Raw genomic sequence first — 14,472 nt, forward strand, 5'->3', positions numbered from 1 at the left:
GCGGAGGCCTCCGGGCGGCCACGCGGCGGCAATGCACGGCCGGCACGTAACTCTACCGGCTTTGACCCTGAGGATGCCTATTTGACGGGTCAGCCTTGCCGGTGATGGCGGCCACCACCACGTTCTGCGCCAGAAGTCCGGTGACCGTTCCGTGATGGTCCACCACGGCATATTCGTGACCGTCCAGCTGGGAAAGGTACTGGATCAGTTCCTGCCCCTGGGACGACTCAGGTACGTAGGCTCCCGCCGCGAGGGCATAGGACACTGCCGTGGCAGGCGTGGAGTCGGCGGCGTAGTCAGGAACCGCGGCGAGGGCACCGGGATCCACAACACCCTGCGGGCGTCCATCCGGCCCGCAGACCACAACGGCGCGTGAACCGTCCGGTGACAGCCTGCGGATGTCCGCCACCACCGCGGCGGCTGGAATTCCGACGGCGGGAGCCGCCAGGGCAGCAGCGCTGACCAGATGCATCCTTCCGCGCAGGGTGCCCTGCTGGATTGCGGCGCTGGCACCCATCCAGAGGAAGCCGCCAACGAGGACGGTGATCATCAGGAGGCTGATATCTGGTGTCTCACCGGCCAGCAGCGGCCGGGCAATGAACCAGAAGCCCAGCGCTACCACGATGACGCGGCCGGCCCAGCCGGCGGCGACGGTGCCTTTGGCCTGGCTCCCGGTTGCTTTCCAGACGGCCGACTCAACGATCCTGCCCCCGTCCAGCGGGAGTCCGGGCAGGACATTGAAGATGCCGATGACGAAGTTGGCCCACATAAAGATGTTTGTGAGTATTTCGGCCACGGTGCCCATGCTGGTGGTGGAGAGGACCACCCAGGCGCCGCCGGCGAGGACCAGGTTGGCAGCCGGCCCGGCCAGCGCCACGATGACCGAGCGCGCCGGCGTCGCCGTGAAATTCTCAAACTGGGTGTGGCCGCCCCAGAGATTCAGCACGATCTTCTGCGTGGGCCAGCCGTAGATCTTGGCCGTGAGGGCGTGCGCCAGTTCGTGGACCAGGACTGAGATCAGGAGCAGCAGGGCGTACGCGAACGCCATGTAGTAGGCGGAAATGCCCAACACCGGATTCTGCTCCAACAGCAGGGGTCCGTAGACAATGACGGTAAAGGCGGCGATCACAAACCACGAGTAGGCCAGAATGACCGGGATTCCGGCGATCCTGCCGAGCGGTATTCCTTCCCGGCGGGCGGGGGCGGGCGCGGAACTCATGACGGGCTCCCCGTCACAGGCATTGCAGATCCAGCCACCGCGGCGGCCAGGCTGCCCGCGGCGATGGCCTCCAGCTCGGAAACGGTGCGGCCGGCCAGGGATTCCCAGGTGGTGTGCCTGGGATCGTCGGGGATCGGGACAATGTGCGGAATGGCGACGGTGGCGACGCCCGAGGCCACAGCAGCAGCCACTCCCGGTGCGGAGTCCTCAAGGGCGACGCAGTGATCCACGGTCAGGTCCGGGTCCGCTTCCTGAAGCAGCTCCACTGCCTTCAGGTATGCTTCCGGGTGCGGCTTGCCCTGGGTGACGGTGTCCCCCGTGACCAGGAATTCGAAGTAAGGCTTGGGCAGGCTCGCGACAATTTCGCGGGCCAACGGCTCCTCCGACATGGTCACCAGCGCGCACCGCACACCGGCGACGTGCAGGTCATCCAGCAGTTCCCGCGCACCGGGACGCCAAGGAACAGAGTGCCGGACGCTCCTGATGACCTCAGAGGTCAGGGTGTCGATGATCTCCCGGCGCTCCAGCCGGACACCGGCTGCCTGCAGGATACCGGCCGAATACGTCAGCGACTGACCCACGAGCTGCATGGCCTGCCCATGTGACCATGTGCCGCCATGCGCTTCCACAAGGGCGTGCTCCGCGGCAATCCAGTAGCGTTCAGTGTCCACAATGGTGCCGTCCATATCCCAAAGAACGGCTCTGAGCGGGGAAACGGAGGGTAGGGATCGCATGTTCCCAGTCTACGGGGCGCACCTGAACGCCAACCGGTGGATACGCCCTCGGCGAATATCAGCATTGCCTTTGGGCGCGCACGCGCCCCGGCGCACTTTTTGGCTCTTCATTCAATGCGTCGCGCCGGTTCTTGGACGTAGGGTGATGAGATGAATAGCTTCGACGGAGACACCGCGGAACCGGGTGCCGCACCTGAACCGGAGCAGTTCCTGCTGCCAGTGGCGGACGGGGAGCGCATTACTGTGATGCTGGCCGCATTTGAAGGCTGGAACGATGCCGGCGAAGCCGCCAGTGATTCCTTGCGCTACCTGAACAGGGTTTGGGGCGGCAAGAAGGTCGCGTCCATTGACGCCGACGAATACTACGATTTCCAGTTCACGCGTCCCACGGTCCGAAGGAACGCCTCGGGGGAACGCAAGATCAAGTGGCCCTCCACACGGATCTACAAGGCCAGTGCGCCGGATTCGAACGTGGACGTCATTTTCGTCCAGGGCATTGAGCCGTCCTACAAGTGGCGGGCCTATACGGCGGAACTGCTGGTCCACGCCGAAGCGCTGAAGGTGGACTACGTGGTCCTGGTGGGGGCCCTTCTGGCAGACGTTCCGCACAGCAGGCCGATTCCGGTCAGCACGTCCTCTGACGACGCTGTGTTGCGGGAACGCCTCAACCTTGAAGCATCCCAGTATGAAGGTCCCGTCGGCATCGTCGGAGTACTGTCCGAAGTGTCCCTCCTGGCGGGCCTTCCGACTGTTTCCCTTTGGGCAGCCGTCCCGCATTACGTGGCCCAGGCCCCGTCACCCAAGGCGCAGCTGGCTCTCCTGCACCGGGTCGAGGAATTGATCCAGGTCCCGCTGGACACGCACGAACTGGCGGAAGAGGCAGCTGCGTGGGAGCGCGGCGTCGATGAGTTGGCTACCGAGGATCCTGAGATCGCCGCGTACGTCCGCCAGCTGGAAGAGGCAAAAGATACGGCCGATCTTCCGGAGGCGAGCGGCGAATCCATCGCGCGGGAGTTTGAGCGCTATCTCAAGCGTCGGGGCCGGGACAAGCCCTAAAGTACGACGCCGAGCAAGGCGTCCAGGGCGTCCCTGACCAGGGCCTGATCATGCTGGCTGCCCGCTGCCGCGGCGGAGTCCGCCGAGGCAGCCCAGCGGTCAACAGCTTCCAGGGCGGCCGGTGCGTTCAGGTCAGATGCAAGGGCGGACCTCATTTCTGCGATCAGGCCGGGGGCCGATCCTTCCGGCGAGGTGGCGACGGCGCTGCGCCACGCAGCCAGGCGGTCCTTCGCGGCTTCAAACCCTTCAGCGGTCCAGGACCAGTCTGAACGGTAATGGTGGGCCAGGATGGCCAGGCGGATGGCAGCCGGATCTTCTCCCTCGGCCCGAAGTTTGGACACCAGGACCAGGTTGCCCTTGGACTTGCTCATCTTTTCGCCGTCCAGGCCCACCATGCCGGCGTGGGCATAGTGGTGGGCCAGCGGCACTTCGGCGAGGGAATAGGCGTGACCGGCGCCCATCTCGTGGTGCGGGAAGATGAGGTCAGAGCCGCCGCCCTGGACAGTGAAGGGAGCCGGCAGGTACCGCTGGGCGATGACCGTGCATTCGATGTGCCAGCCAGGCCTGCCCTGGCCCAACTCGCCGCCCGGCCAGCTGGGCTCGCCGTCACGGGCAACCCGCCAGAGCAGGGGGTCCAGGGCCTGCCGCTTGCCGGCCCGGCCCGGGTCGCCGCCGCGTTCGGCGAACAGTTCCAGCATTTCGGCTTCACCAAGGCGGGAGATCGAGCCCAGGGTCCAGGCATCCGGGGCGACCGACTGCTTGCCGGCAGCTTCGACGTCGTAGTAGACGTCGCCGTCGGGCTCCCCTGCCGTACCAGGGACGCGGTAGGCCAGCCCCAGCCGGACCAGCCGTTCGATGGCCGGAACAATGATGTCAACTGATTCAACGGCACCCACGTAGTGGTCCGGCGAGAGGACGTTCAGGGCCTCCATATCGGTCTGGAAGAGTTCAATCTGGCTCGCGGCCAGGTCCCGCCAGTCCACACCGGTGGCAGTCGCGCGCTCCAGCAGGGGGTCGTCGACGTCGGTGACGTTCTGGACGTAGGAAACCTGCTGGCCGGCGTCACGCCAGGCCCTGTTCAGCAGGTCGAAGGCCACGTAGCTGGCCGCATGGCCCATGTGGGTTGCGTCGTAGGGAGTGATCCCGCAGACGTACATGGATTGCTCTCCCCCGGCCCGGAGCGTGACCTCACTCCCCTCAGCGGTATCGAACAGCCGGATGGCAGGCATGGCGCCGGGCAGCGCAGGGACAGGGCGGGAGGTCCAGGATTTCACAGCCTAAGCCTACGGCTAGGCGCTGATGACATTGAAACCGAGCAAGAGATACAGGGCCAGGCCCAGGAAGATCCGGTACCAGACGAAGAGCCGGTAGCTTCGGGTGGAAATGAACTTGAGGAACCAACCGATGATCACGTAGCCCACCACCAGGGCGATGACGGTGGCCAGCGCCGTCTCCGGAAGGCCGTAGGGGCCGGTGATGCCTTCCTTGGAGACCACCTTATACAGCTGGTAAAGGCCGCTGCCGAACACCGCCGGGATAGCCAGGAGGAACGAATACCGCGCGGCGGCTTCGCGCGTGTAGCCCATCAGGAGACCTGCGGTGATGGTGCCGCCGGATCGCGACACGCCGGGAATAAGAGCCAGGGCCTGGGCGAAGCCGTACAAAATGCCGTGTTTGTAGGTGAGCTGGGTGAGGTCCCGGTCCTGCTTTCCGATCGCGTCGGCCACGGCCAGAAAGAGCCCGAAGACAATCAGCATGGTGGCTACGAGCCACAGGCTCCTCAGCACCGACTCGATCTGGTCCTGGAACAGCAGACCCAGCACGATGATGGGGAGGCTGCCCAGGATCACCAGCCAGCCCATGCGGGCATCCGGGTCCTGCCGGGAGACTTTTCCGGTCAGCGATCCCGCCCAAGCCTTGACGATCCGCACGATGTCGCGCCAGAAGTAGATCACCACCGCCGTTTCGGTACCAAGCTGCGTGATGGCGGTAAACGCGGCTCCGGGATCGGATGCGTTGGGCAGGAACTGCCCCACAATCCGCAGGTGCGCGCTCGATGAAATCGGTAGAAATTCGGTCAGTCCCTGCACTAGGCCCAGCAGGGCCGCCTCAAACCAGTTCACGCTAAGACCCTACGTCATGGACACTGTTGATTCCCCGTAAGCTTGCAGCTATGCAGCAGCGTTACGTCGGCAACAGTGGATTGCGAGTCTCCGCCCTTTCCCTCGGCACCATGTCCTGGTCCGGCGATACCGACGAACAGGACGCCTCGGAGATATTGCGGACATTTATCGATGGAGGCGGAAAACTTATAGATACCGCGGCGTCTTACGCCGACGGCCGCGCCGAGGCGATGATCGGCTCTCTCCTGGGTGACGTCGTCTCCCGCACCGAAGTCTGCATTTCCACCAAGGCGGGGATGTCGACGTCGGACGGCCGGCGCACGGTGGACACGTCACGCAACGCGATGCTCACCGGCCTGGACGCAAGTCTGGCCAGGCTGGGGACTGACTACGTGGATATCTGGTTTGCCCAGGCATGGGACGGCAATGTCCCGCTGGACGAGACCCTGTCCGCGCTTGAATTCGCGCTCCGGAGCGGCCGCGCCCGCTATGCGGGCATCTCCAACTTCAACGGGTGGCAAAGCGCCAAGGCTGCGGCGGTGGCCGGATTTCCGCTCGTAGCCGCGCAGGCTGAATATTCACTCCTGCAGCGAAAGGCGGAAGCGGAACTGGTTCCCGCCGTCGAAGATGCCGGCCTGGGGCTGATGGCCTGGGCTCCGCTGGGACGTGGCGTTCTGACTGGCAAGTACCGCGGCGCCATTCCCGCCGATTCCCGGGCGGCAAGAACAGACTCCGCACCCTACGTAGAGCCGTATCTGGAGGCGCAGCCGTCCAGCGTAGTGGAAGCCGTGGCCATGGCGGCCAAGGGCCTGGGCCGGACACCGCTGGATGTCTCGCTGAGCTGGCTATTGTCCCAGCATGGCGTGGCCACTGCCATCATCGGGCCCCGGACTCCCGTGCAGGCGAAAGAAATCATGGCCGCCCAACTAACCAGGCTGCCGCCCGAAATTGCCCGCGCGCTCGAGGACGTTTCCCTGCCCGGCTGAGTTTCCGTGCCGGCGGAGACGCCGTTCAGGGCCGCAGCGTTGGGTCTTTGCCCGCGATGGCGGCGTGGAGTTCTCAGTCCTCGAGAATTTCCAGGTCCTCGTCGTCATCGATGCCGGCTTCATCGTCCTCATCTTCTTCATCATCGAAGACCTGAAGGGGTGTAACTTCGCTGTAAGCCTCGTAGAGTGCGTCTTCATAAACCTCGAAAGCATCCGCGACCGCAAAAAAAGCCGCTTCCACCGCGGGATCGCCATCTCCACGCCGGTTGGATGCTGCTATAAGGTGTTCTTCCAAGGCGGTTGTCAAGGACTGAAGCGCGACACGCGGATCGATGCTCATGCCTTCACGTTAGCCGGAAAAGGACGGAAATGGAGAGCAATGAAGGAACATTTTCTCACCAGCTCGGTCCAGCGCGAACGGGACATTCTGAGGCAGTACGAGTACCTCGTTCTGACGGTCAGCCCTGACGATTCGCTGCCTGATGCCAGGCGCCGGCTTGTGGAGCATTCCGAGTACGGCAAGTGGGAGCTGGAACGCAGCAAGCTGTATTTGGGCGGCGGCAGGCGCTTCTGGCTCCGCCGCCGGGTGATGCAGGTCCAGCGGACCGTGTAGGAATTGTCCGGCCAGCGGACCGTATAGGGACTAACGGGCCAGCGGCCTGTTCAGTCCTCCAACGGACCCAGCCACGCGTTCGCCACCGTGTTGTGCGCCGACTCATCGTCTGATGGATGGAACATCCCCGCCAGCACGTCCCGGTACAGGCGTTCAAGCTCCGACCCACGAAAGTAGCTGGAGCCGCCACTCACCCTGATGGCCATGTCCACAACCCGGCGGGCCGTTTCAGTTGCATTGACCTTCAGCCCCACAAGTTTGGGAAACCATTGCGGCCCGTGCTCAACGAGCGCATCCACATCGCGGCTGACGGTCAGCAGCTGGGGGTAGAGGTTATCCATGGCCATTGCGGCCTCCGCGATCTTCCAGCGGATATCCGGATCCTGCGCATAGCTGCGGCCGGCATTCTTGAAGGACGTGCGGCGCTTGACGGCCTCAACACCCAGGTTCAGGGCACGTTCGCCAATGCCGGTGTACACGGCAGCCAGCAATGTCTCGAAGCACGCGAAGATGGCGAAAATCAGCGGATCGGCGTTAGGTCCCACCGGAAGTTTGCGGAAGATCCTCTCCGGCGGGACCTCGGCGCCGTCCAGGACGGTGGTGTTTGACTGGCTGGCCCGCATGCCCAGGGTGTTCCAGTCATCCAGGATGGCGTAGCCCGCGGCCTCCCGGCTGATGAACCCGTGCACGAGCTCCCCTTCGCCTTCCCTGGCCTGGCCGTCCTTGCCGAAGATTCCCAGTCGGGTCCAGGCGGGCGAAAGACTCGTGAAGATCTTGGTACCCGTGAAGCTGTACGCCCCGCCCGGCAGGGGAACGGCTGCCGTTTTTGAATCAAAAAGTACCGAATCATTGCCGGCTTCGGAATTGCCGAAGGCGAAGATCTCGCCGTGGGCGGCCTCCTGCAGGACGAAGCCAAGGGAATGGTCCCCCCGTGCGGCCAGGACGTGGGCGACGCCGGTCCAGACCAAATGCATGTTGATGGCCAAGGCGGTGGCCGGGGCCGCCGTTGCCAGCCGCCGCTGGCACTGTGCTGCCGCCGCCAGCCCAAGCCCCAGGCCGCCGTCGGACGCCGGCACAAACAGCCTGAGGTAGCCGGCGGCGGTCAGCTCCTCGAGGTCTTCGAAGAAGAAGGTGTTGTCCCGGTCATAGCCCGCAGCACGGCCGCGGATGGCCTGGAGCAAGGGCTCCGGCAGGACTTCCTCGGGAGTCATGTCCGGGCCGGCTCAGTAATTGGTGAGGAGCGTGTTGAGCACCCGGGCGCCGAACTTCAGCGAATCCACCGGAACCCGCTCGTCCACGCCGTGGAACATCCCGGTGAAATCGAGATCGTCGGGCAGCTGGAGGGGAGCGAAGCCGTAGCCGGTGATACCCAGCCGGCTCAATGACTTGTTGTCCGTGCCGCCGGAGAGCGTATAGGGAAGCACTTTCGCCCCCGGATCCTCGGTGTGCAGGGCGTCGATCATGGAATCCACCAGGTTTCCGGCGAACGGGACTTCAAGCGAGACGTCGCTGTGCACGTAGCTGACCTCGACACCGGAACCGGCAAGCTCCCGCACGACCTCCAGCACGTGGTCCTGCTGGCCCGGGAGCGTCCGGCAGTCCACCAGGGCCTCGGCCGATTCGGGGATGACGTTGTGCTTGTAGCCGCCCTTGAGCAGCGTGGGATTGGTGGTGTTCTGCAGGGTTGCCCCCACAAAGCGCGCCACGGTGCCGAGCTGGTCGAGCAGGCGGTCCGGATTGTCCGGATCGAACTCCACACCCGTGAGTTCGGTCACGCCGTCCAGGAACTGCCGCGTAGTGGGCGTCAGCTCAATCGGCCACTTGTATTCGCCGATCCGGGTTACCGCCGCAGCCAGCCGGGTGACGGCGTTGTCCGTATTGATCTGGGAGCCGTGGCCAGCCCGGCCGTGCGCCACCAGCCGGAGCCAGGAGATGCCCTTCTCAGCCGTCTGCAGGAGGTAGGTGCGCTGCCCGCCGATGGTCGCCGAGAAGCCGCCTACCTCCGAGATGGCTTCAGTTGCGCCTTCGAAGAGCTCGGGCCGCTTGTCGACCGCGTAGCGGGCCCCGTACTCACCGCCGGCTTCCTCGTCGGCGAAGAAGGCAAAAATAATGTCGCGCTTGGGCTTGCGCCCGGATCTGGCCAAATCCCGCATCACAGCAAGGATCATGGCGTCCATGTCTTTCATGTCCACGGCTCCGCGGCCCCAGATGAGTCCGTCTTTGAGCTCCGCACCAAAGGGATCCACCGACCACTGTTCACGCAGGGCGGGCACTACATCGAGGTGCCCGTGCACCACCAACGCGCTGGCGGACGGATCCTCACCGGCCATCCGGGTCACAACACTTGCGCGGCCGGGCGCCGACTCGAAGATCTCGGCTGCGAGGCCCACTTCTTCAATCAGCCCGGCCGTGTATTCCGCGGCCAACCGCTCCCCCGGCCCCGAACCGTCACCGTAGTTCGAGGTATCTATCCGGATAAGTTCCTGGCAGATCCGGACAACTTCATCCTCGGCACGGATGTCAGACATAGAAACTCCTTGGGCAGTGGGAAGGCTGCAAACAACCTGCGTTCTCGTGTGCCCTCAGCCTACCCATCAGCCCCGATTCCATGTTTTCGGAAAGTTCGTGTTAGAGTTTTTCTCGCTGCTTCGGAGAAAAGCGAAACGCTGAAAGGCGGAAACGATCTCCGAATTACCACCTGCGCGGGTGGCGGAATGGCAGACGCGCTAGCTTGAGGTGCTAGTCCTCGAAAGGGGGTGGGGGTTCAAGTCCCCCTCCGCGCACAAATGGGAAAACCCCTGAAATCCACGGATTTCAGGGGTTTTTTCTGTTTCCGTCGACGGCCTAAGCTGGAGCCGTGAATCCAACCCCGCCGCCTGGCCCGCTTGAAGTCGTCGTCCACTCCGGGCCGGCCGACTGGTGGGTAATCCTTGCCGGGCTTGGCCCCTTGGCTGTCCTGATCGCGGCCCTGCTGGCCTTCTACATCAACTGGCGCACCCTGGCCCAGCGCACGTCAGCCGATAAGACAGCGCTGGACCAGAAACGCGAAGCCGACGAGCAGGCGCTCCGGCAGAAGACCGAGGCGGACAGCCGGGCGGAATGGTGGCGACGCACCCAGTGGGCCCTGGACCGGGCCCTGGATCAGGATGAAGGAACCAAGGCCTTGGGGCTTGCGACCTTAAACGTCCTCGCAGGCAGTGAGCTGGCCCGTGCCGAGGAGCTTGAACTGTTCGACGCGGCGTGGGAGTACGTGCCTGGCGGGGACGATAGTGACTGGACCGTCAGCGCAGGGTCCCCTGAACACAAGGACGTGCACGCACGCCCGAATGCCGCCTCTGCGCCGGACAGGAAGGTCACCCCTGCCGAGCACCGGGTTCAGGTGGCGGCCGCCCGGCTGCGCGTGACGCTCGACGAGCGACTGGGGCGGATTACCCCGCCTCAGACCACGGCCTTGGCTAAGGACCTTGACTAGATCTCGCGGCTCGGCCGCCGTGCGCTGACTTTTAGCCCCGGGCACCGTGGTGCCCAATGTCACCCGACGCCGATCCCAGCGGGTGTCCGCACGGAAATATTGGCGCCGCAGAGAAATTTTCTTGCCAGGCTATTGGGGAATACCCGCCGGATGCTGTAGGTTGCATACGCGACAGACGAACCAAAGAAAAGAGATACACCTAAGTGGCAACCGATTACGATGAACTTCGCTCCGACGTCAAGGAGTCGCAGGACAACTCACTCGAGGCACTGCAGTCCGCCAATGCTCCGGACGCCCGCAGCGTCGTCCTCGAGCTCGATGAGGCCGACGGGCTGGATGGCGCCGGCGTTCCGGGAGGCGAATTCGTTGCCGAGGAATTGGTCGTGCAGGTTATCCCGCAGGCTGAGGACGAGTTCACGTGCTACTCCTGCTTCCTGGTCCGGCACCGCTCCCAGATTGCGCGGCAGAAAGACGGACACAGCTACTGCACTGACTGCGAAGGCTGATTCAAGAAACCCGGATATTCTTCCGTGGCGGCCGTGTTCCGCCAGCAGGAAGTTAAGGCACGCCCACGTTTAGTAGGCGTGCCTTTCCGGTTAACAGGCTCGAGCTGACCCGCTTAGGCGAGACGGCTGCGGACGATCTCGCTGACAGCCTTGCCGTCGTAGCGTCCGGCGACTTTGGCCGTGACAGGCTTCATCACGGCGCCCAGCTGACGCATTCCGGGCTCTACGCCTTCGTTCCGCAGCCCGGCAATGGTCTCGTCAACAATCGCCTCGACTTCGGCTGTTGTCAGCGGCTGCGGCAAGTACGCTTCTATGATTTCGGCCTCGGCGATCTCGGCCGCGGCCCGCTCGGATTCTCCGGCTTCCATATAGATCCTTGCGGTGTCACGTCGCTTTGCAGCCTCCTTCTGCAACAACGAGGTCACCTGGGCGTCGTCCAGGACAATGGGCGTCTTTCCCGACTTCTCCCGTGTTTCGATCTCGCCCAGGACATTGCGCACCGTGGTCAGGGCGGTTTTGTTCCGCTCCTTCATGTGCACCACAACATCAGCGTGCAGGCGTTCCTTCAAAGTGGTCACGGCATTCCTCGATTCCTTGAGCGCCGCAGGGCGGCAGGACAGTGGTGAACCATCCCTCTAGTACCGTAGAGGGATATGGCTGACAATCACTACTCCCGGCGCGGCGGGAAACGACCTTGATTCCCGAGCAATTGTGGCAACGGATCGTTGAAGCCTTCAGCCGTGCCGCCATCCCCCAAGTCACGGTGGCCGAACTGGCTGTGGTGCTGGCGCTGGCAACTGCATTGTCCATCCCCCGTGCCACCTGGAAGTACTTTGGGCTCCTGGCCACCGCCACGCACGAACTCGGCCATGCTTTCGCCGCCGTTATGAGCGGCCAAAGACTGAGCGGGATCCGGCTCCGGTTGGACCACTCAGGCATAACCACCAGTTACAGCCGGGGCAGGGCCGCCGCCGTCTGGTCCGGATTCTGGGGCTATCCTGTACCTGCCCTGACCGGCGCTGCCCTGGTCACCTCCGGTTTTGCCGGCTGGGGTCCGGCCGCCTTGGCCACAGGCACCCTTATCCTCCTGGTTTCGCTCGTGTTCATCAGGAACTTCGCGGGGCTGCTGATCACAGGCCTTGCCGTCGCAGGCGGCGGGGTGTTGGTCCTCGTTGTGCCCAGCAGCTTCACCGGCCATGTTGCAGTCGTGCTTGGCGTGGCCCTGCTTGTGGCCGCCGTCCGGGATCTCGCGAAGCTCACCAATGTGCACCTGCGGCGCCGTGACAGGCTGGCCAGTTCCGACGCGTATATCCTGTACCGCGCAACGTCCATACCCTCCGGCATCTGGATCGCGCTCTTTGTCGTCGTTATTGCCGGCTCCTGGCTGGTCGCCTGGCAGCCCATCTCGGCAATCCTGGCCGCCGGAGCCTAGGCTGGTCCGCATGAGCCAGGAATTTCCGAGCGGGCCGCAGGCCACGAATGCCACCGCTGCCGACAGCACGCACACCAGCACCGGGCACAGCACCTTGGGCGCATATGTGACCGGCGGTGCCGAGTTCAACCGGGACACGAATTACATTGAGGACCGGATCACCCACGACGGCCGTCCCGGCGTCAACGGCGTGCCGGGGTGGCCAGTGGAAGCTGGCCGGTACCGGCTGATTGCGGCGCGGGCATGCCCGTGGGCGAACCGGGCCGTGATTGTGCGTAGGCTCCTCGGCCTGGAGGACTCCATCTCCCTTGGCCAGCCCGGCCCTACCCACGATGCCCGGTCGTGGTCTTTTGACCTCGATCCGCGCGGGGTAGACCCTGTGCTTGGCATCGAGCGCATCCAGAGCGCCTATTTCCGGCGCTTCCCGGATTACCCGCGCGGCATCACGGTGCCAGCGATCGTTGATATTGCCAGCGGCGCGGTGGTCACCAACAACTTCCCTCAGATCACCCTGGACTTTGCCACCGAATGGACCCGTTTCCACCGGGTCGGGGCGCCTGACCTTTACCCGGAACACCTCCGCGCCGAAATTGACTCCGTCAACAAGCGCGTCTTCACCGAGGTCAACAACGGCGTCTACCGCTGCGGCTTTGCGGGCTCCCAGGAGGCCTATGACTCGGCCTACACCAGGCTGTGGGCCGCGCTCGACTGGCTCGAGGAACGCCTCACCGGACAGCGGTACCTCGTGGGTGACACCATCACGGAAGCGGATGTCCGCCTGTTCACTACCTTGGCCAGGTTCGATGCCGTCTATCACGGGCATTTCAAGTGCAACCGGCAGAAGCTGACCGAACTGCCGGCCCTGTGGGGCTACGCAAGGGATCTTTTCCAGACTCCCGGTTTCGGAGACACGATCGATTTTGTCCAGATCAAGCAGCACTATTACATCGTCCACGAGGACATCAATCCCACCCGGATGGTGCCGCAGGGTCCTGATCCGGCGGGCTGGCTGGAGCCCCATGGCAGGGAATCACTGGGCGGCCGGCCGTTCGGTGACGGCACTCCCCCGGGGCCGGTGCGCCCCGGCGAAGAAGTTTCCCCCGGCCATGGAGCGGCTTAGGATCGGGAAAGCGCTTTCTAACCGGTTAGGCTAGCCCCATGCAGAAATCTTTTGGCTTTGCAGCACCCGGTTATGAAGGCGTTTTGGATCTGTTTGAGGCCCTTCTCGCCGCGGATCCGCAGTACAGCGCCCAACTGGCGGCCTACCGGGACGGCGTGAAGATCGTGGACCTGTCCGGCGGGCCCCACATCACCGCCGATTCCGTTACGGGGGCGTATTCAGTTTCCAAGGGCGTGGCGGCGCTGGTGATTTCGCTGCTCGTCCAGGGCGGGCTGCTAGACCTTAACCGGACGGTGGCGCACTACTGGCCCGAGTTTGGTTGCCATGGCAAGGACCGCTTGCTGGTGCGTGAAGCCCTGTCCCATCAGGCCGGACTGGTGGGAGTCGAGGGAGGCATCGCCCTGGACGAATTCACCACCTCCCTGGCCGCGGCAAGGTTGGCAGCGACAAGCCCCGCATGGCGTCCTGGCAGTTGCTTCGGATATCACGCCCTCACCATCGGAATCATTATGGAGGAACTCTGCCGGCGGGTCACGGCAACCAGCCTGCAGAGCCTCTATGACCAGCGCATCCGCACGGCCTACGGCATCGACTTCTTCCTGGGACTGCCCGAAGAGCTGGAACCGCGCTACCGTGACGTCCTCTACGACGTCGATCCTCTTCAACCATGGCTGGATCCGCTGAGCCTGGATGGGCTTAACAGCAACGCGGCAGTCAGCACAATCATGGAACTTCCCAATCAACGGGCCGTCCGCGCCGCGGGGATGAGTGCCGCCGGCGGTGTGGGTACGGCGGAGGGCCTGGCCAGGCTCTACGCCGCGGCCATCACCGGTGTGGACGGCCGGGACCCCTTGTTGACCCCTGAGACCGTCAGCGCCATGTCCCAGGAGCAGGTGTGGGGCCTGGACCGCCTGTCCGGACTGGACAACGCCTTTGCCGTGGTCTTTATGAAGCCACACGTGTCGCGGAATTTCGGCAGCCACCGCGCCTTCGGCCACGAGGGAGCCAACGCTGCGCTGGGGTTCGCCGATCCCGCGTACGGCCTCGGCTTCGGATACATCCCGCAGCGGGCGGAGGACGGACGCACCCAGGGCAAAGCTCATCGGCTGGCTGCGGAGGTCCGGCGGGCGGCGTCGGCCTTGTCCTAGTACACGGGTGCACCTAGTGTGGGGCTGATGGGTGACACTCAAACGCAGCCGCAGGGCCGGCCC

The 14,472-nt window shown here is 64.3% G+C and carries 16 protein-coding genes and 1 tRNA gene; 9 read left to right on the forward strand and 8 right to left on the reverse strand.

Going from position 1 to position 14,472, the window contains the following annotated elements; translation table 11 throughout:
- Positions 1 to 52 precede the first annotated feature (52 nt).
- Both ACX80M_RS02450 and ACX80M_RS02455 read right to left on the reverse strand, forming a co-directional pair.
- Entirely contained in the window at positions 53 to 1,219 is a 1,167-nt protein-coding gene (locus ACX80M_RS02450; protein WP_459308643.1) for a site-2 protease family protein, read from the reverse strand.
- Positions 1,216 to 1,905 (reverse strand): HAD family hydrolase, encoded by a 690-nt coding sequence (locus tag ACX80M_RS02455; RefSeq protein WP_252608019.1) that lies wholly within the window; start codon positions 1,903 to 1,905, stop codon positions 1,216 to 1,218. Before ACX80M_RS02455 ends, ACX80M_RS02450 begins: the two co-directional genes overlap by 4 nt.
- A 198-nt stretch (positions 1,906 to 2,103) precedes the next feature.
- Between ACX80M_RS02455 and ACX80M_RS02460 the strand changes: the two genes are divergently transcribed.
- Positions 2,104 to 3,009: a PAC2 family protein gene (locus tag ACX80M_RS02460; RefSeq protein WP_056339966.1), complete on the forward strand. Its 906-nt coding sequence runs from the start codon at positions 2,104 to 2,106 to the stop codon at positions 3,007 to 3,009.
- Here ACX80M_RS02460 and mshC read toward each other — a convergent pair.
- Both mshC and ACX80M_RS02470 read right to left on the reverse strand, forming a co-directional pair.
- Positions 3,006 to 4,283: a cysteine--1-D-myo-inosityl 2-amino-2-deoxy-alpha-D-glucopyranoside ligase gene (gene mshC / locus ACX80M_RS02465; protein ID WP_459308645.1), complete on the reverse strand. Its 1,278-nt coding sequence runs from the start codon at positions 4,281 to 4,283 to the stop codon at positions 3,006 to 3,008. The two genes, ACX80M_RS02460 and mshC, sit on opposite strands and share 4 nt — an antisense overlap.
- A gap of 15 nt (positions 4,284 to 4,298) precedes the next feature.
- Entirely contained in the window at positions 4,299 to 5,132 is an 834-nt protein-coding gene (locus tag ACX80M_RS02470) for an undecaprenyl-diphosphate phosphatase (RefSeq protein WP_252565374.1), read from the reverse strand.
- Between the two features lie 50 nt (positions 5,133 to 5,182).
- Between ACX80M_RS02470 and ACX80M_RS02475 the strand changes: the two genes are divergently transcribed.
- Positions 5,183 to 6,118, forward strand: coding sequence for an aldo/keto reductase (locus ACX80M_RS02475; RefSeq protein ID WP_252598822.1), 936 nt, complete (start codon positions 5,183 to 5,185; stop codon positions 6,116 to 6,118).
- Positions 6,119 to 6,191: 73 nt separating this feature from the next.
- On the opposite strand, the gene ACX80M_RS02480 is transcribed toward ACX80M_RS02475, so the two are convergent.
- A complete protein-coding gene (locus tag ACX80M_RS02480) occupies positions 6,192 to 6,458 on the reverse strand; it encodes a hypothetical protein (RefSeq protein WP_056339953.1) in 267 nt (88 codons plus the stop codon).
- Between the two features lie 39 nt (positions 6,459 to 6,497).
- Here ACX80M_RS02480 and ACX80M_RS02485 point away from each other — a divergent pair, with 39 nt between their 5' ends.
- Positions 6,498 to 6,731: a DUF5703 family protein gene (locus ACX80M_RS02485; protein WP_056339951.1), complete on the forward strand. Its 234-nt coding sequence runs from the start codon at positions 6,498 to 6,500 to the stop codon at positions 6,729 to 6,731.
- Between the two features lie 50 nt (positions 6,732 to 6,781).
- Here ACX80M_RS02485 and ACX80M_RS02490 read toward each other — a convergent pair whose 3' ends face one another.
- Both ACX80M_RS02490 and ACX80M_RS02495 read right to left on the reverse strand, forming a co-directional pair.
- Positions 6,782 to 7,942 carry an acyl-CoA dehydrogenase family protein gene (locus tag ACX80M_RS02490; protein WP_252598821.1) on the reverse strand — a complete coding sequence of 387 codons (1,161 nt, stop codon included), beginning with the start codon at positions 7,940 to 7,942 and terminating at the stop codon, positions 6,782 to 6,784.
- 12 nt (positions 7,943 to 7,954) lie between these two features.
- The gene (locus ACX80M_RS02495; protein ID WP_252598820.1) at positions 7,955 to 9,259 is read right to left on the reverse strand and encodes a M20/M25/M40 family metallo-hydrolase; all 1,305 of its coding nucleotides are present in this window, start codon (positions 9,257 to 9,259) and stop codon (positions 7,955 to 7,957) included.
- A gap of 172 nt (positions 9,260 to 9,431) precedes the next feature.
- On the opposite strand from ACX80M_RS02495, the gene ACX80M_RS02500 reads away from it, so the two are divergent.
- The 3 genes from ACX80M_RS02500 (at position 9,432) to ACX80M_RS02510 (ending at position 10,709) form a co-directional block, all read left to right on the forward strand.
- Positions 9,432 to 9,514 (forward strand) — tRNA-Leu (locus tag ACX80M_RS02500).
- A gap of 74 nt (positions 9,515 to 9,588) precedes the next feature.
- Positions 9,589 to 10,203 (forward strand): hypothetical protein, encoded by a 615-nt coding sequence (locus ACX80M_RS02505; protein WP_252598819.1) that lies wholly within the window; start codon positions 9,589 to 9,591, stop codon positions 10,201 to 10,203.
- Between the two features lie 203 nt (positions 10,204 to 10,406).
- Complete coding sequence (locus ACX80M_RS02510) at positions 10,407 to 10,709, forward strand: DUF4193 domain-containing protein (RefSeq protein ID WP_056339942.1); 303 nt, start codon at positions 10,407 to 10,409, stop codon at positions 10,707 to 10,709.
- Positions 10,710 to 10,822: 113 nt separating this feature from the next.
- Here the strand turns inward: ACX80M_RS02510 and ACX80M_RS02515 are convergent, their stop codons facing one another.
- A complete protein-coding gene (locus ACX80M_RS02515) occupies positions 10,823 to 11,287 on the reverse strand; it encodes a GatB/YqeY domain-containing protein (protein WP_252598818.1) in 465 nt (154 codons plus the stop codon).
- Positions 11,288 to 11,403: 116 nt separating this feature from the next.
- On the opposite strand from ACX80M_RS02515, the gene ACX80M_RS02520 reads away from it, so the two are divergent.
- The 3 genes from ACX80M_RS02520 to ACX80M_RS02530 are packed head-to-tail and all read left to right on the forward strand — an operon-like array spanning position 11,404 to position 14,409.
- Positions 11,404 to 12,141, forward strand: coding sequence for a M50 family metallopeptidase (locus ACX80M_RS02520; protein ID WP_256472760.1), 738 nt, complete (start codon positions 11,404 to 11,406; stop codon positions 12,139 to 12,141).
- Positions 12,142 to 12,151: 10 nt separating this feature from the next.
- On the forward strand, positions 12,152 to 13,261 hold the full coding sequence (locus ACX80M_RS02525) for a glutathione S-transferase family protein (RefSeq protein ID WP_252613761.1): 1,110 nt from the start codon (positions 12,152 to 12,154) through the stop codon (positions 13,259 to 13,261).
- 38 nt (positions 13,262 to 13,299) lie between these two features.
- On the forward strand, positions 13,300 to 14,409 hold the full coding sequence (locus tag ACX80M_RS02530) for a serine hydrolase domain-containing protein (RefSeq protein WP_252598816.1): 1,110 nt from the start codon (positions 13,300 to 13,302) through the stop codon (positions 14,407 to 14,409).
- Positions 14,410 to 14,472: the final 63 nt, after the last annotated feature.

It is taken from the genome of Pseudarthrobacter sp. MDT1-22 (assembly GCF_054511035.1).

Excerpts from the sequence above, each read along its gene's own strand:
- ACX80M_RS02450 (WP_459308643.1), bottom strand. The coding sequence starts at position 1,219 with ATGAGTTCCGCGCCCGCCCCCGCCCGCCGGGAAGGAATACCGCTCGGC.
- ACX80M_RS02460 (WP_056339966.1), top strand. The coding sequence starts at position 2,104 with ATGAATAGCTTCGACGGAGACACCGCGGAACCGGGTGCCGCACCTGAA.
- ACX80M_RS02525 (WP_252613761.1), top strand. The coding sequence starts at position 12,152 with ATGAGCCAGGAATTTCCGAGCGGGCCGCAGGCCACGAATGCCACCGCT.
- ACX80M_RS02490 (WP_252598821.1), bottom strand. The coding sequence starts at position 7,942 with ATGACTCCCGAGGAAGTCCTGCCGGAGCCCTTGCTCCAGGCCATCCGC.
- ACX80M_RS02475 (WP_252598822.1), top strand. The coding sequence starts at position 5,183 with ATGCAGCAGCGTTACGTCGGCAACAGTGGATTGCGAGTCTCCGCCCTT.
- ACX80M_RS02495 (WP_252598820.1), bottom strand. The coding sequence starts at position 9,259 with ATGTCTGACATCCGTGCCGAGGATGAAGTTGTCCGGATCTGCCAGGAA.
- ACX80M_RS02485 (WP_056339951.1), top strand. The coding sequence starts at position 6,498 with ATGAAGGAACATTTTCTCACCAGCTCGGTCCAGCGCGAACGGGACATT.
- ACX80M_RS02455 (WP_252608019.1), bottom strand. The coding sequence starts at position 1,905 with ATGGACGGCACCATTGTGGACACTGAACGCTACTGGATTGCCGCGGAG.
- ACX80M_RS02530 (WP_252598816.1), top strand. The coding sequence starts at position 13,300 with ATGCAGAAATCTTTTGGCTTTGCAGCACCCGGTTATGAAGGCGTTTTG.
- ACX80M_RS02480 (WP_056339953.1), bottom strand. The coding sequence starts at position 6,458 with ATGAGCATCGATCCGCGTGTCGCGCTTCAGTCCTTGACAACCGCCTTG.